Origin of the sequence: Pedobacter sp. D749, from assembly GCF_019317285.1 — a bacterium.
Lineage (GTDB): Bacteria > Bacteroidota > Bacteroidia > Sphingobacteriales > Sphingobacteriaceae > Pedobacter.
This window is the reverse complement of record NZ_CP079218.1, coordinates 3,884,231-3,907,503: the sequence shown is the minus strand read 5'-3', so window position 1 is coordinate 3,907,503 and position 23,273 is coordinate 3,884,231. Positions and strand designations below refer to the sequence as shown.

Below are 23,273 nucleotides of genomic sequence, written 5' to 3'. Positions count from 1 at the left end.
AATAGACCTATAACAGTAATCTGTTAACAACAAATGAATTTTATGATGAAAAAAAATACAAATTTAACTGGAGGCAGGCTCAGGCTTAAAGATTGTGCTTTTAAGGCTATCGCTTTTACTTTAGCTTTAAGCAGTAGTTTTTACGCAACAGCTCATGCTTCAGCGATTAATATAAACAGTTCGGTTTCAGTTAATCAAGCCAAGGCTGATATTGTGATACGTGGTATCATTAAAGATGAAACTGGTGCACCATTACCAGGCGCAGGTGTTAAAGTAAAAGGTAGTTCTACGAGTGCTGCTGCAGATGTAAATGGAGCGTTTAGCATTACCGTTCCTGATCAAAATACAGTCTTAATTATAACTTATGTTGGTTATGATACAAAAGAAATTACAGTTGGTACGCAAACCACACTGGATATCCGTTTAAAGGAAACAACTGGTTCTGACTTACAGGAAGTTGCCATTGTAGGTTTTGGTGTGCAGAAAAAGGAAAGTTTAGTAGGTGCACAGTCATCGGTAAACGTTGCAGATTTGAAACAACCGGTTTCCAGTATGAGTCAATTATTGGCAGGTCGTATCCCGGGTGTAATTAACGTATCAAGAAATGGTGAGCCAGGTGCCACCGGATCAGATATTTTCATCCGCGGTATCTCTTCATTATCATCTGGCGATAGAAGCCCGCTTGTAATTATTGATGGTGTGCCTAACCGTAACTTAAACGATATCAGTGTTTACGATGTAGAAAACTTCACTGTACTAAAAGATGCAGCTGCAACAGCAGTATATGGTATCCGCGGTGCAAACGGTGTAATCTTAATCAACACCAAGCAAGGTAAAACCGGTTCGCCTAGAATTAACGTAGAATACTACGAAGGGATAAGCCGTTTCACCAAAAGACCGCAATTGATTGATGGCGTAGATTACATGAACTTAGCTAACGAGGCCAAATACTCTGATTATTTAAGAGGAGGCGCTGCAGGTGCATTTACGCCGGCATATTCGATAGATGCGGTTCAAAAAACTGCTGCCGGAACCGACCCAATCCTTTACCCGAATGTAAACTGGTTTGATGCCATTTATAACGATTTTGGTAGAAACAGATCAGCAACAGCCAATCTGTCCGGTGGAGTAAGCAATGCAAAATATTATGTATCATTAGGTTATTATGGTGAAGATGGTTTATTTAAAACCGATGAAGCTGTAAATTCTGCGGTTAAACAAAACTATAACCGCTATAATGTTAGTGCAAACTTAAACTGGGATATTACCGGTACCACCAAGTTGGATTTAGGGATCAAGGGTATTTTGGGGCAAAATAATTACCCAAGTAACTTGCTTGCACAGGACATTTTCAGTCAGGCCTTTTTAATTAACCCTACCTCTTTTCCGGTGCTTTATCCAAATGGCAGTTTACCTGGTATCAGCCCGCAAGCCGATCAGCGTAATCCTTATGGTGATATTACGAGAAATGGATATAGAACCAGTTACACCAACCAGTTGTATTCAAATATCCGTTTAACACAGGACTTAAAAGAAATAACACCCGGTTTATCGGTTACAACGATGTTTTCTTTTGATGTGAATAATACCAATGGAATTAACAGGACTAAAAGAGAGAGCTTGTACAGAATTAACCCTAGCGACCCTTACCTTACTCCTGGAGATCCGAATTCAGGTTATAAATATGGTTTAATTTTACAGGGACAAGACTTTTTAAATTACAACTATGACAATGGTGGCGATAAGAAAATGTACTTTGAAGGGGCTGTTAATTATAACCGTACCTTTGGTAAACATGCTGTAAGCGGCTTATTGTTGTATAATCAAAATGATAATACCAAAGCTTCTGCACCTAACCTAACCCTTTCACTTCCTTACCGCTTACAGGGTTTAGTAAGTCGCGCTACCTATGCTTATGATAATAAGTATTTCTTTGAATTTAACATGGGCTATAATGGTTCAGAAAACTTTGCGCCAAATAAACGTTATGGATTTTTTCCGGCTGTTGGTCTGGGATGGTTGCTTTCGAGTGAGAAATTTTTTGAACCGCTTAAAAATGCTATTCAAATGGTTAAATTCCGTTATTCTGACGGTATTGTGGGTAGTGGAGGTAGTGGCAATAGTTATGCAGATAACGAAGGGCAACGTTTCTACTATTTAACTAAAGTTGGTGATGCTGGTGATTATTCTTTCGGCCAAAATGGAAATCTTGGAACAAACGGTTTAGGTGTAACGGCTTATGGTGTTGATGTAACCTGGGCTGAAACCCGTAAACAGGATTTAGGATTTGAATTAAAAACGTTAAATAACAACTTATCGTTAATCGTCGATTTTTATAAAGAAAGAAGAAAGAACCAGTTTATCAGTAGAGGTACGGTACCCAATTATATCGGTTTGGCCAATACACCAATTGGTAACCTGGGTATTGTTGATAACAAAGGTATTGATGGAACCATCCAATATGATACACAATTCGGTAAAGATTGGTCGCTTAATTTAAGGGCTAACTTTACTTACAATAAAGATAAAGTAATCGAGAACGATCAGGCACCGAAACCTTACCCTTGGATGGAGCAACGCGGTTATAATGTTTTGGCTGCAACACGTGTTGGTTATATTGCCGAAAAGTTATTCGACAGCCAGGCAGAGATCAATGCGAGCCCAACACAATTTGGTACGTTAATGCCTGGAGATATCAAGTATAAAGATTTAAATGGTGATGGTAAAATCGATTCATTTGACCAGACGATAATCGGCAGGGGAGATATTCCGAGCACAACCTATGGTTTCGGGTTCTCGTTAACTTACAAAAACTTCGATTTTGGTTTGTTTTTCCAGGGACAGGACAATGCTGATGTTATTTTAAACATTCCTTCATTTGCCTATTCGGGTGGTTTGGGTAATATGCTCGCCGTAGCTGCAGATCGCTGGACACCAACAAATCCTCGTCAGGATGCAGTTTATCCCCGTTTATCTTATGGTGGTACAAATAACAATAACTATCAAACGAGTACCTGGTGGAAACGCGACATCAGCTTCCTGAGGTTAAAAAATGCAGATTTGGGTTATACACTTAAAGAAGGTATAAAATCTATAGGTGTTAAACGCTTAAGGATCTATGCAACAGGTTATAATGTTTTCACCATTAGCAAATTTAAGCTTTGGGATCCTGAACTTGGTACGAATAACGGTACAAGGTACCCACTAACCTCTAATTATTCTTTAGGTCTTACCGCTAATTTTTAAAATAAAAAGAATGAAAAAAATATTGATATATACAGTTGGCGCATTACTGATCGTTGGTAATTATGGCTGTAAGAAATTTTTAAATCAAGTACCTGATGATAGGCTAACCTTCGATCAGATGTACGAAAAAAAGTCTACTGTCGATCAGGCATTGGCAAACGTTTATTCTACACTTCCGGATCAGGATCAGGACCGGTCACCGTCAGCAGGTGGAAACATTGGTCCGTGGACAGCTGCTTCTGATGAGGCGGATTACACCTTGCCTAACTTTAGCGAGAACGTAAATTCGGGTGCATGGGATGCAACCAGTGGCGCGGTAAACTACCACTGGCAAAGCTTTTATCAAGGAATACAATCCGCCAGTTCTTTTATGGCGAATGTTAACAGGTGTACTGATTGTAACATTGGAGGAATTGATATTGTTAACCGTTACTACAGCGAAGCCAGGGCTTTAAGGGCCATTTATTACTATTATTTAGTGAGGCAGTATGGCCCTGTAGTTCTATTGGGCAACGATCCAATCGCATCTGACGCTCCGCTACCGGAAATCAGTAAGCCACGTAATTCAATGGATGAATGTATCGATTATATTGTAAGCGAATTAGAGGCAGCAAGCTCGCGTTTACCTGCAACACCACAAGCGAGCCAGGATTATGGACATGTTACTGCTTCAGTTGCTGATGCCTACAAAATAAAAGCATTATTAACCGCTGCACGTCCGTTATTTAATGGAAACACTGATTATGCCAGCCTTAAAAACCAGGATGGTAAACAATTAATCAGCCAAACTGCTGATGTTGCAAAATGGACAAAAGTGGCAACTGCTGCAAAAGCATTTTTAACCAATTCCCGTTATGCAAATTATGCACTTTATAATGTTGCTGCTACTCCTGCTGGTTTGCCGGATAATGCTTTTAACAGGGCTTTCATTGCTACAAGAGATGTATTTTTGAACGGTTGGAACTCAGAAATTATTTTTGGCAGGGGAGGTGATGTTACGCTTTATCAATATTCATTGGCACCAAATCACAACGGTGCTTCTGATGGCGATAAAGGCGGATCGTTCCTGTCTCCTTCACAACAATTGGTAGATGCTTATTTTACAGCAAATGGGTTACCAATTGAAAATGATCCGGCTTATACTGCAAATGGTACCTCGGCCTATCAGGCTCCAGATCCGAATGATCAGGACGGACCAAGGGTAATTAGCAATATGTATGTTAACCGCGAGCCTCGTTTTTACGCAAATATTACCTATAGCGGCCGTAAGTGGATCAATCCATCATCAAATATTATCACTAGTTTTGAATTTAACGGTAATGCCGGCAAAAATGCTATTGCCAACAACGATTATACTAAAACAGGCTATACCTCAAGAAAGCACTTAACTGTTGCAGGCTGGACAGAGGGCAGACCTATTTTTACCATGATCAGATTAGCAGAGATCTATTTAGATTATATTGAGGCATTGCAGGAGTCTAATCCTTCAGATCCTGATATCTTGATTTATTTGAACAAGATCCGGGTTAGAGCGGGTATAGCGCCTTACGGAAGTGGTGCTGGCGCATTACCTGTACCAACTGATATGAGAGATGCGATCCGCAGGGAAAGACGTGTTGAATTGGCTTTCGAACTAGACCGCTATTTCTATACCAGGGAATGGAAAATTGCAGAGACTACCGACAAGCAGATTAAGGGTTTAAATATTACCCAAAATGCACCAGGATTTTTTACACCAGTGGTTACCGAAAACAGGGTTTTCCAAAAGAAACACTATTTATGGCCTATACCAAATGGCGAAATTCAAAAAGTTCCTGTAATTGTACAAAATACAGGCTGGTAAAATACATATAGCACCGGGTGAAACACCCGGTGCTTTTTTTAAATATTAATACTAGCACTATGAAAAATATTTTATCGTTATCGGCAATTGCTCTATTTGCTGTGTTAGCCTGCAACAGTAAAAAAGCACCAGTTGAGACCGTAAAGCCAGCACCGCCGTTTATAGAAAGTGTGGATCCACCAGATGCACCACCAAAAACATGGAAGGAGCACTGGTTTGAGCATGTGCAATTGTTGAACCGGGTTTATTATGATACCAGCGTAGTGGTTTATTACGATGGCGACGTTAAACCAACTATTGCCTGGCCAAAAACATACATGGCAGAAGCCTGGAACTATACCAAAAAAACTTACGGTAAGTTTGGAGATGATAGCCGCTTATTTGTAATTTATCACGCAGGTAAATACAGCGGAGGCCATCCGGGTACTTATCTGGATGCCGCGCACGATTATAGAAACGTAACCGATTGTGGAGCCAGCAGTCTCGATGCCTGGACTACCGGCGTTGATAACGATATTGATTTGTCTACCCACGAAATCGGCCACATCGTAGAAGGCGCATCAAAAGGAGTAAAAGAATCGCCGGCTTTCGATATCTGGCATGATAGTAAGTGGATGGAGATTTATCAATACGATGTGTATTTAGGCTTAAACAGAACCGTCGATGCACAACGTTGGTACAATAAAATGATGACGGTTACCGACAGTTACCCTAAGGCAGGAACACAATGGTTCAAAAATTGGTTTCTTCCAATTTATGATAACTATGGTAAAGCAAAAGTTTTAAATGGTTTCTTTACCTTATTGTCTCAACAATTTCCTAAACAACAACTCACTGTACAAGGTAAAAGCTATCAACAATATACCAGGAAAATGAATTTTGGTGAATTTATTCACTTTTGGAGCGGTGCAGCGAAAGCAGATTTGGCACCACTGGCATTAACGGCTTTTGGATCAAAAGATGAAAAAGGAGCAGATTGGGCGCCAATGCTTGTCAAGGCCAAAACCGATTTTCCAGCCATCACTTATTAAAGTAAAATATAATAAACCTACAGAGATGATTTTGCCAACAGCAAGATCATTTCTGTTTCTAAACCCACACAAAAAATATGATTAAGAAGTTATTAATATTTGCATCGATATCCTTTATAGGCGCTCATACTTTCGCCCAAAATAGAGAACGAGAATACAAAATTACCATTAACGATAAAGACAGTACAATCAACGCCATCGTAAATGCCAAACTTAAGGCAGCTTTTTTTCAGGTTTACCCAAAATTTGCCCAGGCAGATGGATACCGTACCAAAAGAAACGTAGTGTTAGATTTAGTAACAGAAGAAACGACAACAATACAGGCCAAAGCCGGAGAAATTAAAGTCAACAGTAAATGGGTTAAAAATAAATCGCAAAAGAAAATTCAAAAGGAACTATTTACAGCACTTTCAAAAAACTGGGTTTCTTACAGTAAAGAAAAACACAAAGGTTACGAATTAACATTTATCAGCAAAGACCCGGATTTAGATTCAATGGTAAGGAAGAATTTAATTGCTACTTATTTCGAAATCTATCCAATTTTAGTTAAAACATTTAACGATAAATCTACACACGATGTGCTTTTTGTGGTAGACACAGCATATAAAGCAGTTGCAGAAGCAAGCGGAAACAGAATTTTATTTAGTGCTGGTTACATGAAAGCACACCCAACCGATATTGATGTGGTAACACACGAAACCATGCATATTGTGCAGGGTTATGGCTATAGTGCCGGTCCGGTTTGGTTAACTGAAGGCATTGCGGATTATGTACGGTATAAATATGGGGTTGATAATGTAGGATCAAAATGGAGTTTGCCAGCCTATAATGAGAAACAGAGTTACACCAATAGTTACCGGATTACCGCGCGCTTTTTTGCCTGGTTGGAGCAGAATGTAAAACCTGGTTTAATTGCTGCGTTAGATCAGCAACTAAGGGCACACCAGTACAGCGAACAATCGTGGGCTTCCTTAACTGGAAAAACACTAGATCAGCTTTGGGAAGATTATAGTAAAGAACCACAAAAGGTAAGCCTTACTTATAGCGGCAAAAAGTAATTATAGAGAAGTCAAGTTTTAAATAGCACACTTGCCATAAAACTTGACTTCTCTTTAGGAGGAACATTACAAAAAAGATTTACATAGAACGGTCGTCATCTCAATAGCTAGCTATCGGATGAAAAGCAAAAGAATGGAGATCCTTCGACTCCGCTACCATTGACGTTATTTACAAATCATTATTAATCAAATAACTTAGCTGCTTTTGTATTTCCATCAAGCTAGGCCTTAGCACGGTACCTCCGTTCTACTTAAATCCGGCCTAACAAATTTTTCGGGCTGCACTGTTCTGGCCGAACAACTGGCTTCGAAAGAAAAATTTTCAGCCGGCAGTTTTTGTTTCTTTTTGATGCCAAAAAGAAAGAGCCCTTCGGCGGCGGCGAGCCGAGGCAAGACCGCGCCACGGGATAAGAGAAGATAATTATAGGTCACTCATATTGATTTTAAACAAATTATTAACCCTCAGGATGACAACTTAACAAAGCGATCGTCATCGACTGGAATGCAGTGAAATGGAGAGATCTATTTAAACAGATTTAGCTTCGCTGAGCAATCATGGTTCTCGACTCCGTTACACTCCTCCAGTGCGCGTTTGTAAAAATAATCATCACTAAAGTAAAATTTTTGATCATTTACTAAAACGTTTTACATATTATATTTATTTTGCAGAACTAAACACGCTAACCAAAATAATAATAACACAGATAAATGAAAAAAACAGCTATTCTTTCGATTTTTGTAATGCTTGTTTCCGCATTTTCATTGCAATTAAAAGCACAGGAAATTACCAAAAAGAACGGTTATACCTTATCGTTCGAAAGCAATTTTGCGGCGCTGAATCCACAATTGAAAAAGCGCTTAATTAAGACCTTTTTTGATGTTTATCCAAAACTGGCAAAAGAATACAATCCATCAACCATAAAATTAGTAAAATTTTTTGTTGATACTGCTTATGATGGCGTTGCCGCAACTGCTGATGGAAAAGTAACGTTCAGTTCCATGTGGATGATTAAACATCCCGAAGATATTGACGTGGTTACCCACGAAGTGATGCACATTGTGCAGGATTATGGCCGAAGCGTTGGTCCGGGATGGTTAACCGAAGGTATTGCAGATTATGCCCGCTATAAATTTGGTGTAGACAATGCGGGTGCTAAATGGTCACTCCCTGCGCTAAAACCAGATCACAGCTATACAAACAGTTACCGCATTACTGCAGGTTTTTTTGCCTGGATGGAAATAAGCGTAAAACCAGGGATTATTAAAACCGTTGATGCTTCTTTAAGAGACCATACCTATACCAAAAATATCTGGACAAAATTAACAGGTAAAGATTTAGATGCGCTTTGGGTAGATTATGTTAAAAATTCTCAAGTTTAGGAAAATAAATACAAGCATATAAAAAACACAAACACAACAAATGAAAAGATTATTTATCGCCTTATTGAGTGTCGCGGCATCAACCAGTTTCGCGCAAACAATTGGCAAAATCACAGATCCGGTAGATTGGATTAACCCATTAATGGGAACAGCTTCGAAACCAGATCTATCAAATGGAAATACCTACCCGGCAATCGGATTGCCATGGGGAATGAACATGTGGTCGCCACAAACTGGTAAAAACGGAGATGGATGGGCCTATGTTTACGATGCCGACAAAATCCGTGGCTTTAAACAAACCCATCAGCCTTCGCCCTGGATGAACGATTACGGCGCTTTTTCTATTATGCCGGTTACTGGTAAATTAAGATTTACTGATGATGACCGTGCAAGTTGGTTCAGCCATAAAGCAGAGGTTTCTAAACCATATTATTACAGTGTTTATTTAGCAGATGCTGATGTAACCACCGAAATTACCCCAACAGAAAGGGCCGCGCAGTTCAGATTTACTTTTCCTAAAACGGATAGTGCTTATGTGGTAGTAGATGCACAGAATAAAGGTTCTTACATTAAAATTATTCCTGCAGAAAGAAAAATTATCGGTTATACCACTAAATATGCCCGGGGTCCATTGCCTAAAAATTTCAAAAATTACTTCGTAATCTATTTCAATAAAGATTTCAAATTATCTAAAACCTGGAATGATAAAAAACTTAACGATAAAGATTTAGAGTTAACTGTCGATCATGCCGGTGCTGTTATTGGTTTTGCCACACAAAAAGGCGAGCAGGTACTTGCAAAAGTGGCCTCTTCATTTATCAGTTTTGAGCAAGCCGATTTAAATTTAAAAAGAGAACTGGCTAATGATGGTTTCGATGCCACTAAAGCAAAAGGTAGAGCAATCTGGAACAAAACCTTAAGTAAAATTGCGGTTGAAGGTGGGACGATTGATCAAACCCGTACTTTCTATTCGGCAATGTACCGTACCTTATTCTTCCCTAATAAATTATACGAAATTGATGCACAAAACCAGATCGTACACTGGAGTCCTTACAACGGTCAGGTTTTACCAGGATACATGTTCGCTGGAACAGGTTTCTGGGATACTTTTAGGGCATTATATCCTTTCTTAAACCTGGTTTATCCTTCAATTAACAAGGAAATGCAACAAGGCTTAATCAACGATTACAAAGAAGGTGGTTGGTTGCCAGAGTGGAGCAGTCCGGGTTATGCAAACATTATGGTTGGCAACAACTCTGCTTCGGTAGTTTCTGATGCTTATATTAAAGGTATGCGTGGTTACGACATCGAAACGTTATGGCAGGCTTTAAAACATGGCGCAAATAACGAGGGTCCGATGGAAGCTGTTGGTCGCGATGGTGTTAAATATTACAACGAATTGGGTTATGTACCTTTCGATGTGAAAAAGAATGAAAATGCGGCTAAAACCCTGGAATATTCTTATGACGATTTTACCATTTACCAGTTAGGAAGAGCCTTGGGTAAACCAGCATCAGAAATTGATATCTATAAGAAAAGAGCCATGAACTACAAGAATCTTTTCGATCCGGCTTCAGGTTTAATGCGTGGCAAAAATCAGGATGGAACTTTCCAAAGCCCGTTCAGCCCATTTAAATGGGGCGGTGCATTTACCGAAGGTAATAGCTGGCACTACACCTGGTCTGTTTTTCAGGATATAGATGGTTTGGCCAAATTAATGGGTGGCCATAGTAAATTTGTAACCAAACTGGATTCAGTTTTCTCTATGCCTCCTGTATTTGATGAGAGTGCTTATGGCGGTGTAATTCACGAAATCCGCGAAATGCAGATTGCGAACATGGGCCAGTACGCACATGGTAACCAACCTATCCAGCACATGATTTACCTGTACAACTACGGTGGAGCACCTTATAAAACACAGTATTGGGTAAGAGAAACCATGAACAGAATGTACAAAGCTACTCCGGATGGATATTGCGGTGACGAAGATAACGGACAAACTTCTGCCTGGTATGTTTTCTCGGCAATGGGCTTTTATCCGGTAACACCAGCGGTTGATCAATATGTTTTAGGTGCTCCTTTATTTAAAAAGGTAACGATTACTTTAGAAAATGGTAAAACTGTTGTAATTAATGCAGCAGCCAATAGCGATAACAACCGTTATGTTCAGTCGTTACAGATGAATGGTAAACCATATTCTAAAAACTGGATCAGCCACAGTGGTTTGCAAAAAGGTGCAGTATTAAATTTCAATATGAGTGCAACGCCGAATAAAACCAGAGGTTCAAATCCAGCCGATTTCCCTTATTCATTATCAACAGAAAAATAGAAAAAAATAAAGACTGTATCATAAAATAGGGTTGTATCCTGAGCCTGTCGAATGACAGATTTAGTTTACACTTTATGATACAGTCTGATTTTTAAAGTAATAATTGGCCTCAACATGGCTAAAACTAACAAACCAAATATATGAATATCTCAAAGACGGGTTTTACAGCCATTTGCTGGCTTTTCGGAACCCTGTTGGCATTCGGCCAGCGTATTGATCTCAAAGATCTTTCAGCCTTTAAAAATCCCTCAAATTCATGGTCATTGGCCCAAAATGTAGTGGCCGACCTAAATACCGAAAATGTTTTAAAAACAACTAAAGGTGAAGGGGTTTTGGTTAACCAATCAACAGCAAAAAAAGCAGGCTCCGATTTATACACCATAAATCAATATGGTGACGTAGCCGTAGAGTTAGATTATTTAACAGCAAAAGGAACAAATTCTGGTATTTATCTTCAAGGTAATTATGAAATCCAGATTGACGATGCATGGGGGTTGAAAAATGCTACATCATCAAACAATGGCGGTATTTATCAACGCTGGGACGATAGCAAACCGGAAGCTGAGAAAGGATTTGGTGGTGTTGCTCCCCGTCAGAATGCAAGTAAAGCGCCAGGTTTATGGCAGCACATTAAAATTATCTTCCAGGCGCCAAAATTTGATGCATCAGGAAAGAAAACGCAAAATGCTAAAATCGTCAGTGCAGAACTAAATGGTGTGTTGATTCATGAAAATGTTGAATTATTTGGCGCAACCAGAGGAGCTGCAGGAGCTGAAAAAGCCAAAGGACCTTTACGTTTGCAAGGCGATCATGGTTCGGTAGCGTTCAGAAATATCCAAATCACTGAACTATCCGAAATTCCAAAACCAAACCAAAACGATGGTGCAGACCCAATTTATATTGAAGCAGCTAGCAACAATATGATAAGAAGTTTTGTAGATGTAGCCCCTGGAGTACGCTCGGTGCACGCTATTTCAGTAGGCGGACCAGAGAAAGTTGCCTATAGCTACGATTTAGATAATGGTACATTATTGCAAGGATGGCACGGCGATTTTATCGATGCTACGCCAATGTGGGATGGCCGTGGAAATGGTACCTCACGTGCATTGGGCAGTGTTACCCGCTTCACGAAAAAATCTGTTCTGGCCATATCAAAGTTAGCAAACGACCAGGCTAATTGGATTGCCGACACGGCTGGCACTGGTTTTAAAACCAAGGGTTATGTAATGGATAAACAAGACCGTCCGGAGTTTAAGTACATCATTAACGGAACAAATGTTACTGATGCCGTTAAAGTGATGGAAAATGGACAAGGTTTAACGAGAGAGATTACTATTGATAAACCATCAAAAGATTTGTATTTCCTTTTGGCTACTGCTTCAAACATTGAAGAAGCTGGCAAGGGTTTATATTTAATTGGTGATAAAGCGTATTACATACAGCTTGGTGAAGGCACCGCAAAACCGGTTATTAGAAATACTGATGGCAAATGGGAAATTATTGCAGCCATTGGAAGTAAGTTGAATTATACCATTTTGTTTTAATTGTGATAGTAATGAGAAATACATTTAAAAAATTAGCAATACTGGCATTAAGTTTTAGCTTTACTACAGTTTTTGCACAAGAAACACCGAAAGAAGAAGATTTTTTCAGGATAAATAAAGTACGCGTGCCCGAAGGCCCGATTTTAGAAGTTGGTGGACTGGTTACCTTACCAAATGGCGATTTAGGCGTATCTACCCGTAGGGGAGAAGTGTACATCGTAGAAAATCCCACAAGTGCTAAACCCTACTGGCGCAGATTTGCTTATGGTTTGCACGAAATTTTGGGCATTGCCTATAAAAATGGTGCAATCTACGTAGCGCAGCGCGGCGAGTTGACCAAATTGATCGATAAAGATCAGGATGGTAAAGCCGATGTGTACGAAACCATTTATGCATGGCCTTTAAGCGGTCACTACCACGAATATAGTTTTGGTCCGAAAATAATGCCTGATGGTACTTTTATGGTTACCGCAAACGTAGCCTTTGGCGATGAAGAATGGTGGCGTGCAGAAAGCCGTGTGCCCATGCGTGGTTGGGCCATGAACATTACCGAAGATGGTAAAATGAGCCCTTATGCTGCTGGTTTCCGTTCGCCAGCGGGTATTGGAAGTATTGACGGTCAGTTTTATTATACCGAAAACCAGGGCGACTGGGTAGGTTCAGGTGGTTTATGGAAAGTAAACAAAGGTGATTTTATGGGGCATCCGGCCAGTTTAAGGTGGACAAACCTGCCTAATTCTCCGGTAAAACTTCAATCAGATTTCTTTTATTCTCAAATGGATGAACGCCGTATTAAAAACGAACAAGGAAGGTACATTAAACCAGAGAATAGGGTAAACGAAACATTCAAAACCTTATTCGAAATGAAGAAAGTATTCCCTGAACTACGTTTGCCATCGGTTTGGTTACCTTATGGTATCTTAGGTATTTCTTCTGCCGAACCTGTTAAAATTCCTGCAAATACATTTGGCCCGTTCGCTGGTCAGATTTTAGTTGGAGATCAGGGAATGAGTATTATTTCAAGGATTTTTATGGAGACGGTGAAAGGTGAAGAACAAGGTGCAGCTTTCCTTTTCCGTAAAGGTTTCCGTTCAGGAGTATTGAGGTTAGAGTGGGGCACTGATGGCTCACTATTTGTTGGAGAAACCAACCGTGGCTGGGGATCGGCGGGTGATGCCAACGAAGGTTTAGAAAGATTGGTGTACAACAACAAAACCCCTTTCGAAATGAAAGCTGTCAGGGCAATGCCTGATGGTTTTGAAGTGGAGTTTACTATGCCGGTTGATCGTAAATCGGCCGAAGATTTAGCCTCATATGACGCGGAAAGCTTTATTTACAAATATCACCCTGTGTATGGATCACCTCCGGTAAATACCGAAAAATTAAAAATCTCGGGGGTTAAAGTTTCAGCAGATGGTTTAAAAGCCAGAATTATTGTGAAAAACCTACGCCAATATTATATCCATACCTTAACGTTAGATGGTTTAAGATCTCAGGATGGCTTTTATTCTTTAGTTCATCCGGTAGCTTATTACACCTTGAACCAGATTCCTGATGGAAATAAACTTTCTGCCAATGAAGTAAGTACCAAAAACTCGGCAACACCGGTAAATGTTCCTGCTAAAAAAACGGCAGTGCCAAAAGGTATTATTGGTAAAGCTCCCGAAGCAAAAGGAGCGGTAACTCCGGCTAAGCCTACAACTACTACTAAAGCACCTACCTTTAAAGAGGTTGAAGGATTGTTGACTAAAAACACTTGTCTGGCCTGTCACAATCAAACCAAAAGGCAGATAGGCCCACCCTTCGTAGAAATTGCAAAACGTAAATATTCACCGGAGAAAATATTTCAGTTGATCCACAATCCACAACCACAAAACTGGCCGGGTTACTCAACAGAAATGCCTCCAATGCCGCAAGTAACCAAAGCAGAAGCTTTAAAAATTGCAGCCTGGATAAACTCTTTAAATAAATAAGTTGATTGTTAGGAAACGGTTGGTAGAAATACCAGCCGTTTTTTGTTTTATAAGAAAATGAAGTGTATTGGTGTAGCAGAAATTTTTAATTGAAGCGTCACCCTGATCCGATAGCTATCGGATTTATTTCAGGGTCTATTAAATGAAAAGATCCTTCGACTACGCTCAGGATGACAAAATGCTTAAAAAAAAGAATTAGAAAAAGAAATGGGGATTCCACTATTGCAGAATCCCCATCATCTAAATTAACGCTCTCATATACATAAACGCTGTAAATAGGATTTATTGTATTGTGAGTGATTTTTTTTGCCATGATTTGTGAGTGACTGTTCAGTCATTGCGTGTAGTCGTCCTTTCGACCCGATACCTATCGGATGAAGCGCAGCGAAATGGAGAAATCTATTATCAGGAAATTCCATCATTCCGAGTTACGAAACAATCTTATTTGGCTATAACAGCGATCGTTGTAAGATTGCTTCGCCTGCTGAAGAAGCCTGCTCGTAATGAAGATCCGCTTATTGGGGACGCTAAAAATTCATGAAAAAAGAAATGGGGATTCCACAATTGCAGAATCCCCATCATCTAAATTAACGCTCTCATATACATAAACGCTATAAAAACGATTTATTGCATTGTGAGTGATTTTTTTCGCCTTGATTTTGTGTGTGTTGAGTCGTTGCAGGTAGTCGTCATTTCGACTGAAGCGCAGCGAAATGGAGAAATCTATTGTCAGAAAATTCCATCATTACGAGTTAAGAAGCAATTTTATTTGGCTATAATAGCGATCGTTGTAAGATTGCTTCGTCGGCTGAAGAAGCCTTCTCGCAATGACGATCCGCTTATTGGGACGCTAAAATAGCTGAAAAAGAAATGGGGATTCCACTATTGCAGAATCCCCATCATCTAAATTAACGCTCTCATATACATAAACGCTATTAAAACGATTGATTGCATCAACAGCAATTTTTTTTCGTTTTGCTATGTTTATCATTTAAACCTATTTTTACTTTATGGCAACGATAGATAAAACCCAACAAGATGCAGAAAAACTGGCGGCAGCCCAGGCTGCAGTAAAATTTGTTAAAGATGGCGATGTAGTAGGCCTGGGGACTGGTTCTACCACAACTTTTGCCATTAAAGAATTAGGTAAACGAGTAAAAGAAGGCCTTAAGATAAAGGCTGCTGCAAGTTCCATCCGAACAGAAGAACTCGCGAAATCTTTAGGCATCGAAATTCTTGATCTTGGGCGCTTAAGCAAAATTGATATCAGTATTGATGGGGCTGATGAATTTACAGAATCACTCGATTTGATTAAAGGTGGAGGCGGGGCACTGTTTAGAGAGAAGATAATTGCTTCACTTAGTGGAAATGCCATCATCATTACCGATGCTTCTAAAAAAGTAAAAAAGCTGGGTGCTTTTACGGTGCCAATCGAAGTAATACCATTAGCCTATCAATATGTATTAGATCAAATTAATAAACTTGGTGGAAAGGGCATATTGAGAACTGTAGAAAGCCAAACATTTATTACCGACAATGGAAACCTGATTATCGACGTTGATTTTGGCCTCATTGATGATCCTGCAAAATTAGCTTCTAACCTCAATCAAATTAACGGATTATTGGCCCATGGTTTATTCATTAACATCACTTCGAAAGTAATCATGAGCGAAGGGGCAGATATTATTATTTTTGAATAGCTATTAGTTAACTGGTTAATTAATCATTGGTTCATTTACCCTTATTGCGAAAAAAGAATTTTTTTTAGTGATTTTAATTTCTAAATGGCGATCTAATTTTTAGTAAAGGAGTTAAAGAAATTAAGTTTTAATTCCGTGTTTCCGTGGCAAAACTGATTATTTCACCGATAATTTTTTCTTTTCTTAAATCGCCATAAATTTTTACCGATAATTTTATTTCACTCACCGATAAAACAACATAACTAAGGGAAAAGCCATTCCCCAGCATTGCTATTCGTGATACATTTGAATCATAAAAACAAACGGTCATGGAAAATTTAATCAAAAAAAATCACGCAGATAAACAATTTGGTCTAGGCATTTTAATTATCACTATCGGTTCGGTATTCTTATTAAGAAACTCGGGAATAGATGTTCCACACTGGATTTTGAAATGGCACACCATTATGTTAGGTATAGGGTTGTGGATGGGTTATCGTAAAGATTTTAAGGGAAGTAGCTGGTTGGCATTGACGATTATTGGTGGCTTATTCACTTTTAGAGCGATAAACATATTTGATTTTGATCTGTTTAGGATTAGTATTCCAATGGCATTAATCGGATTAGGACTGTATGTAATTTTAAAACCTAAAAAAGCACAAAACTTCGATCAGTATTTTGAAAAGAAACCAGTTGATTTTACTGATAAGCAAAGCTAAAATTCTTAACTCCATCATATATCTTAAAAAGGGACATTTTTTAACAATGTCCCTTTTTTATTTGAACAAATGGGACTAAAATGAATGATAGATTATTTAGCTTCTTTACCGTCATTTCGACTGAAGTGAAGCGGAACGGAGAAATCTGTTTCAAGAGATCCTTCGACTACGCTCAGGATGACAAACAAAAAAGAAACGGGGATTCCACCCTTAGGCAGTATCCCCGTCATCTAAATTAACGCTCTCACATACATAAACGCTGTAAATAGAATATATTGTGTGCAACTTAAATTTTTTTATTTTTTTTCTGAAGATGCAGTTAAACCTGCAAAACAGGTACGGCTTTATGGTATTTATTCCGGTACTCAATCGGTGTTAAACCAGTAATTTTCTTGAAAACATCTCTAAACGATTTTGTGTCGGTATAACCTACATCGAACATTACCTCGGTAATATTTTTTCTGCTTGATTCGAAACTTCGCTTTGCAGCCTCAATTTTAACCCTCTGAATGTACTCGATCACAGTGTTTTTAGTCGCACTTTTAAATCTCCGCTCAAAACTCCTTCGCCCCAATGCCAGCATATCGGCCAGTTGATCTACCGTAATCCGTTCCTGGTAATTGCCATCAATAAATTCCTGCGCTTTTTTAATTTTAGCATCTTCATGACCTTTTTGCCCCTGAAACATCATAAAAGCCAGCTGACTTTCGCGATCGATATCTATGGCAAAGTATTTGGCCGCTAAAATGGCGGTATCTCTATCTGTATGTTTTTCAACTAAATATAAAAGTAAATTCCAGTAGGAGTTTGCACCACCGCTGGAGTATAAACCCTGAGCATCGGTAATTATACTGCCATCTACCAGCTCTACTTCAGGAAACATCTCTCTAAACTGATTGGCAAACAACCAATGTGTAGAACATTTCCGGCCGTTTAACAAACCTGTTGAGGCCAATATAAATGCACCAAGACAAAGTGAAGCCACTTCTGCACCTTTAGCATGCTGCTTTATAATCCATGGCAATAAATCCTGGTTTGCTTCCATTGCATAACCTATATTTCCGCTAATGGCCGGCACAAAAATAAGGTCGGTATGTTCAACCTCGTGTAACAGTTTATCGGCATGCACAGAGAAAAGACTATTATTCAGCCTTACTTCCTTCGTCATTCCTACAAGTTCAACTTTGAAAAGCGAAAGTTTGCCCGATGCCTGTAAAAATTCATTAACAGCGGTAAACAGATAGCGGGGATCTGCAATGGCTTCAATCACGGCAGTCTCTGGAATCAAGATAGATACATGTTTCATCATTCAAATATAACGAGGCTAATTGTCGTAAACAACCCCCGCAATTGTCGTTTCTACGTGTTCAGTTTGCTGTAATCTCCCAGTATGTTTGCACTGTTAAGGCTGATGTCAAAGTGTATAATAGAGGAAATGATTGCTGAATGACATCAAATAAATAGAAACAAAATGGCTAGCATAAATTCATATCTCACTTTTAATGGGAATTGCCGGGAAGCAATGACTTTTTACCAGGATTGCCTCGGTGGAGAGTTAATACTCGAAACCATTGGAGAATCAGCTTTTGCTGAAAAAATGCCCAATATCATACGAAGGAGCGTGATGCATGCCGTTTTAGTTAAAGATGAAATGGTAATTATGGGTACTGATATGGTTGAAGAAAGGGGGCTTGTAAAAGGAAACTCCGTAGCTATGATGCTCAACTGCAATTCTGAAGAAGAGGCAAAAGCTTTTTACCATAAACTTTCAGTTGGTGGCAGAGCCTCGCACCTTTTACAGGAAACCTTTTGGGGCGCACTTTTAGGCGATTTAACAGACCGTTTTGGGAATAACTGGTTAATAAATTACGATAAAAACAGATAAATATGAAGAAGCTAAAAACGTGGTATTGGATTGCCACCATTATTTTTGCTTTAATGATGATTATGGATGGCATTGGAGGAATTACTCAACAGGAAGCAGGCAAAGAAGTGCTTAAACACCTTGGTTATCCAATTTATCTGCTCATCATTGTTGGCATTGCAAAATTGCTTGGGGCAGTATCAATTTTACAGAATAAATATACAGCCATTAAAGAATGGGCTTATGCAGGTTTTGCCATCAATTTTATTGGCGCTTTTGCCTCCAGGGCATTTGTTGGCGACAGGGTATCGCTGCTGATCCCACCACTTGTTGCTTTGGTTATTATGTTTATTCCTTACATTTTATGGAAAAAAATTAAAGCAAATGTTAAAAATAGTTAAAACTAAATGGTTAGTTTAATTAGAGGCTTTTCAGAACCAAATATTGTTAACTTTGGGTATTGCAAACAACCAAACACAACAATAAAACGATTATGATTCCAGATTTAATGTGGAATCATATGGTTTAATCACCCTAAAAACAATATTACACGAATGAAAAAGAGCCTTTTATTCATAATTGCTTTATTATTTACCACTTCAGCATTTTCTCAGAATGTGATCCAGCTGTTTAACGGTGCAAACGACTTTTTTAAACTGTTACAGGAGGAGAAGTTTAAAGATGCCCATGCTTTCTTTGATGATACCTTGAAAACGAAATTAACAGAAGAAAACTTAAAGAAACTTTGGGGAGATATCGGAACAAAATATGGAAAGGCAGAATCGTTAGATGCCGTTCAAAGTAAAGCTCAGGGCGAGTTTTTCGCGGTAACGGTTGAAGGTAAATTTGTTAACGGCGATCAGAACTTTATTTTAGGTTTTAATAAACAACAGAAAATTGTCGGAATCTTTCTGGCACCTTCGCGGAAAACATCTTCTTATTTAAAGCCAACTTATGTTGATACCAGTTTATACCAGGAAAAATCAGTATATATTGGGCCGGCAGGAAAACAATTGGCAGCCATTATTACCACCCCAAAAAATGCCAAAAATTTTCCTGTAGTGGTTTTTGTACACGGCTCCGGACCTGCTGATATGGATGAAACTGTTGGTGTGAATAAGCCTTTTAAAGATTTGGCTGGCGGTTTAGCCTCCAAAGGCATTGCTTCAGTTCGATACGTAAAAAGAACTTTAATTTATCCTAACGAATTTAATAAGACTTTTACCGTAAAAGAAGAAGTCCTGGATGATGCAACTGCGGCTATTGCACTTGCAAAAACAGTTGTTGGTGCTAATCCTAAAGCGGTTTATGTATTCGGTCATAGTTTAGGCGGAATGTTAGCACCTAAAATTGCAACACTTACACCTGATTTAGCAGGAATTATTTTGGCGGCAGCACCTGCGAGAAAACTCACAGATATTATTGTTGATCAGAATAAGTATATGTTCGATCAGGCTAATGATACAACAGCTGCCTTTAAAAAACAATTGGCAGATGCTGATGTGGAAATTAATAAAAGTAGAATTTCACAGTTGGGAACTACTATAAAACCTGATTCTGTAATTTTAGGGTTGCCAGCTAAATATTGGACAGATTTAAATGCCTACAATCAGGTTGCTGTAGCTAAAAGTCTTTCGAAACTTAAAATCTACGTATTGCAAGGTGGTAATGATTTTCAGGTAGGTAAAGTAGATTTTGATTTATGGAGCGCTGCTTTGAATAAAAAGAAAAACGTGTTTCTTAAATTTTACCCTGATTTAAATCACCTGTTAAGTTCACAAACCGAAAAAGGTACCATGGCTCAATATCAGGCTGCTGTAAGCGTATCTGAAACCTTGGTTAATGATCTAGCTTTATGGATTAAGGCCAAATAAAACTAAAATGACTTATCGATAAAGAAAAAGCTCCGACTAAAACCGGAGCTTTTTTGTTGCATTTGATTTCCTCATATCCTTGCCTTCGTTAATTAATTAACAAACAATTCAAAAAATAAGCGGTTTAAGTTTAGGGCATCTTATCTTAAATAGTTTGTTTATGGAAAAGCGGAAAATCACTTTAAAAGGAATATGGGGCGTTTTAAAAGCATCGTTTACAGGATTTAATGATCACAAAGTAACGAAGCTCAGCGGCTCATTAGCTTACTATACGGTGTTTTCTATGGCGCCACTACTTGTGGTTATTATTTCGTTATGCGGTATATTTTTAGGGAGGGAAATGGCCGAAGGACAGGTTTATGCCCAGCTTGAAGGGTTTTTAGGTAGAGAATCGGCCATTTCTTTACAGCAATTAATCAAGAATGCTTATCTGGATGGGAAAAGCACCATCGCTTTAATTATTGGTATCATCACCCTACTCATTGGTGCAACTACTGTTTTTGGCGATATTCAGGATTCGATTAATACCATTTGGGGTTTAAAGCCTAAACCAAAAAGAGGGTGGGTGAAATTGTTACAAAACCGTTTCCTTTCATTTTCGGTAATCATCAGTTTAGGTTTTGTACTACTGGTTTCTTTAGCAGTTACCTCTGTGCTTGATGCATTTAGTAACCGTTTGCAGGCGCGCTTTGCCGAAGTATCTGTTATCGTATTTTACATCGTTAACCAAATTGTAACCCTGGCTGTTATTTCATTAATATTTGGCGTAATATTTAAGGTATTACCCGATGCAATTATAAAATGGCGTGATGTAATCGCAGGAGCAATAGTAACTGCTGTCCTATTTATGATCGGCAAATTTGCGATCTCAATTTATATTGGGCAAAGCAATGTGGGAAGTACTTATGGTGCAACGGGCTCATTGGTTGTGGTGCTTTTATGGACTTATTATTCTTCTATTATTTTATATTTCGGGGCTGAGTTTACGAAGGCTTATGCTGTTGCTTTTGGATCTGAGATTTACCCTTCTCATTATGCGGTTACCACCAAAGAAATTGAAGTAGAAATGGATGGAAAATCTATACAGGATAATCATCCTGAAATTATGGAAGAAGTGAAAAAAGAATAATTTATTCTCCCCAGGCAGTAATAATTAATCTTCTTTGTCCTCCATGGTTGCGGTGTTCGCAAAGGTAAATTCCCTGCCAGGTACCAAGCGCCAATCTGCCATTTCTAATCGGAATGGTTACAGAACTGCCCAAGAGTGCAGATTTTAAATGGGCTGGCATATCGTCAGATCCCTCGTAGTCATGCTCATAATCCGGATCGTTCTCCTTAACAGTTTTATTAAAAAACATTTCAAAATCTACCCTCACTGTAGGATCTGCATTTTCGTTAATCGTAAGTGAAGCCGAGGTGTGCTGTATAAAAACCTGACAAATACCAATGTTAATCTCGTCAATTTGGGGCAGGGCATCCTCAACCTCATCGGTAATGATATGGAAACCCCTTCTACGTTCTCTAAGTGCTAAGGCTTGTTGATATATTTTCATTTTAATTAATTCATTTTAAATTTTCGAAGTAGATCTGAAATTTTGAGATTTTCAAATTCGTCAGACAGTGTCTGACTTTTTCAATTCATAGATCTCTCTACTACGGTCGAGATGACGATTAGTGTATTTAATTAATTTCAGGATGCTATTTCAAAAACTCCACATTCCATATTTTCTCTGCTTTTCTGCCAATCAACCAAAAAGATGCAGCCAATACAGAAAAAAACAGAGCCTTATGCCAACTGTCCCAGAAGTATTCAAAGTAGCGTGTGTAGAGGTTAATAAAGAGAAAGGTAATGCCGAATTCCCTTGCGATATCGTCGTGATACTTTAAGCCAAATAAAGTGCTTACTACACATATTGCAGCCGAAATTAAGGCCCAATAAAACAAACTTAACTGCCTCACGGTATACCATTCTTCTAAGCTGGCGAAATTACCGAATACAGATAAGGCCCAAAGCGATACAAACAAGTAAACCATCCCTGCGATATAGGTGACCTGAAAGAAATTTTGCGTTTTAGGAAAAGCTTTCATAATAAACGATGCTGCGGTTAATGCTGCTCCGAAAACCACGAAACGTAAAGGGTAATTCATGCCGAGGAAATAATAATTCCATCGGCTTAAATAGCCTGTTTCTGTGCCAAACCAGGCACCTAATGATATTAAAGCAAAAATCCAGATTAAACGTGAATTGAAGATATAGCCTAAAGCACCATAAATAAAAACGGATGTTAAAATCAGGATGGAGAAATTGCCAGAACCATTATCCACCACCTTTCCAAAATAAGCAATAGCATTTGCTGTGAGTAAAATTGCAGAAAATACAATGGCTTCATTGCTAAACTTTAAATGAGTCAGTTTCTTTTTTCGCCTAAACCCAAGGATGTAAAGCCATCCCGCCAATCCGCCAGAAACAATAGCAATAACGATATTAGGTGTATTGTAAACCCTTTTTAAATAGTTTAAGATGGAATTATCAATAAGGAGTGATCCAAGAGCAATAAAACCGCAAGCTAAGGCTACCCAAAATGCATATTGTGCTAAACGGAGCCAATCAAAATTTTTAGCCTCATAACTTTTGCGGAGTTTATTTCCTGTTTCTTCGTTAATGATCCCATCGCTTTGCCACTGCTCGATCATATCATCAAGAAATTCACTCTTTTCTCTATCGACTTTCAT

Annotated in this window: 17 protein-coding genes; 14 read left to right on the top strand and 3 right to left on the bottom strand. The window is 38.7% G+C overall.

Features of this window, described 5'->3' with window-relative positions:
* The first annotated feature begins 45 nt into the window (after positions 1-45).
* The 10 genes from KYH19_RS15680 (at position 46) to KYH19_RS15635 (ending at position 16,802) form a co-directional block, all read left to right on the top strand.
* A complete protein-coding gene (locus KYH19_RS15680; RefSeq protein WP_219075801.1) occupies positions 46-3,246 on the top strand; it encodes a TonB-dependent receptor in 3,201 nt (1,066 codons plus the stop codon).
* A gap of 10 nt (positions 3,247-3,256) precedes the next feature.
* A complete protein-coding gene (locus KYH19_RS15675; RefSeq protein WP_219075800.1) occupies positions 3,257-5,089 on the top strand; it encodes a RagB/SusD family nutrient uptake outer membrane protein in 1,833 nt (610 codons plus the stop codon).
* A 59-nt stretch (positions 5,090-5,148) separates the two neighbouring features.
* Positions 5,149-6,120 carry a hypothetical protein gene (locus KYH19_RS15670; RefSeq protein ID WP_219075799.1) on the top strand — a complete coding sequence of 324 codons (972 nt, stop codon included), beginning with the start codon at positions 5,149-5,151 and terminating at the stop codon, positions 6,118-6,120.
* A gap of 77 nt (positions 6,121-6,197) precedes the next feature.
* Positions 6,198-7,178 (top strand): basic secretory family protein, encoded by a 981-nt coding sequence (locus KYH19_RS15665; protein ID WP_219075798.1) that lies wholly within the window; start codon positions 6,198-6,200, stop codon positions 7,176-7,178.
* A gap of 708 nt (positions 7,179-7,886) precedes the next feature.
* The gene (locus tag KYH19_RS15660; RefSeq protein ID WP_219075797.1) at positions 7,887-8,558 is read left to right on the top strand and encodes a basic secretory family protein; all 672 of its coding nucleotides are present in this window, start codon (positions 7,887-7,889) and stop codon (positions 8,556-8,558) included.
* A gap of 40 nt (positions 8,559-8,598) precedes the next feature.
* Entirely contained in the window at positions 8,599-10,887 is a 2,289-nt protein-coding gene (locus tag KYH19_RS15655) for a GH92 family glycosyl hydrolase (protein WP_219075796.1), read from the top strand.
* 140 nt (positions 10,888-11,027) lie between these two features.
* Positions 11,028-12,431 carry a DUF1080 domain-containing protein gene (locus KYH19_RS15650; RefSeq protein WP_219075795.1) on the top strand — a complete coding sequence of 468 codons (1,404 nt, stop codon included), beginning with the start codon at positions 11,028-11,030 and terminating at the stop codon, positions 12,429-12,431.
* Between the two features lie 11 nt (positions 12,432-12,442).
* The gene (locus tag KYH19_RS15645) at positions 12,443-14,404 is read left to right on the top strand and encodes a hypothetical protein (protein ID WP_219075794.1); all 1,962 of its coding nucleotides are present in this window, start codon (positions 12,443-12,445) and stop codon (positions 14,402-14,404) included.
* 1,010 nt (positions 14,405-15,414) lie between these two features.
* Positions 15,415-16,104: a ribose-5-phosphate isomerase RpiA gene (gene rpiA / locus KYH19_RS15640; RefSeq protein WP_219075793.1), complete on the top strand. Its 690-nt coding sequence runs from the start codon at positions 15,415-15,417 to the stop codon at positions 16,102-16,104.
* Positions 16,105-16,412: 308 nt separating this feature from the next.
* Positions 16,413-16,802, top strand: coding sequence for a LiaI-LiaF-like domain-containing protein (locus tag KYH19_RS15635; protein WP_219075792.1), 390 nt, complete (start codon positions 16,413-16,415; stop codon positions 16,800-16,802).
* A 319-nt stretch (positions 16,803-17,121) separates the two neighbouring features.
* Here the strand turns inward: KYH19_RS15635 and KYH19_RS15630 are convergent, their stop codons facing one another.
* A complete protein-coding gene (locus tag KYH19_RS15630; RefSeq protein ID WP_219078951.1) occupies positions 17,122-18,108 on the bottom strand; it encodes a GlxA family transcriptional regulator in 987 nt (328 codons plus the stop codon).
* A gap of 165 nt (positions 18,109-18,273) precedes the next feature.
* Between KYH19_RS15630 and KYH19_RS15625 the strand changes: the two genes are divergently transcribed.
* The 4 genes from KYH19_RS15625 (at position 18,274) to KYH19_RS15610 (ending at position 21,669) form a co-directional block, all read left to right on the top strand.
* Positions 18,274-18,687 (top strand): VOC family protein, encoded by a 414-nt coding sequence (locus tag KYH19_RS15625; RefSeq protein WP_219075791.1) that lies wholly within the window; start codon positions 18,274-18,276, stop codon positions 18,685-18,687.
* A gap of 2 nt (positions 18,688-18,689) precedes the next feature.
* Entirely contained in the window at positions 18,690-19,067 is a 378-nt protein-coding gene (locus KYH19_RS15620) for a DoxX family protein (protein WP_219075790.1), read from the top strand.
* A 153-nt stretch (positions 19,068-19,220) separates the two neighbouring features.
* Positions 19,221-20,540, top strand: coding sequence for a DUF3887 domain-containing protein (locus KYH19_RS15615; protein WP_219075789.1), 1,320 nt, complete (start codon positions 19,221-19,223; stop codon positions 20,538-20,540).
* A 160-nt stretch (positions 20,541-20,700) separates the two neighbouring features.
* On the top strand, positions 20,701-21,669 hold the full coding sequence (locus KYH19_RS15610; protein WP_132398719.1) for a YihY/virulence factor BrkB family protein: 969 nt from the start codon (positions 20,701-20,703) through the stop codon (positions 21,667-21,669).
* Between the two features lies 1 nt (position 21,670).
* Here the strand turns inward: KYH19_RS15610 and KYH19_RS15605 are convergent, their stop codons facing one another.
* A complete protein-coding gene (locus KYH19_RS15605; protein WP_219075788.1) occupies positions 21,671-22,093 on the bottom strand; it encodes a secondary thiamine-phosphate synthase enzyme YjbQ in 423 nt (140 codons plus the stop codon).
* A gap of 145 nt (positions 22,094-22,238) precedes the next feature.
* Positions 22,239-23,273 carry a DUF2157 domain-containing protein gene (locus KYH19_RS15600; RefSeq protein ID WP_132398723.1) on the bottom strand — a complete coding sequence of 345 codons (1,035 nt, stop codon included), beginning with the start codon at positions 23,271-23,273 and terminating at the stop codon, positions 22,239-22,241.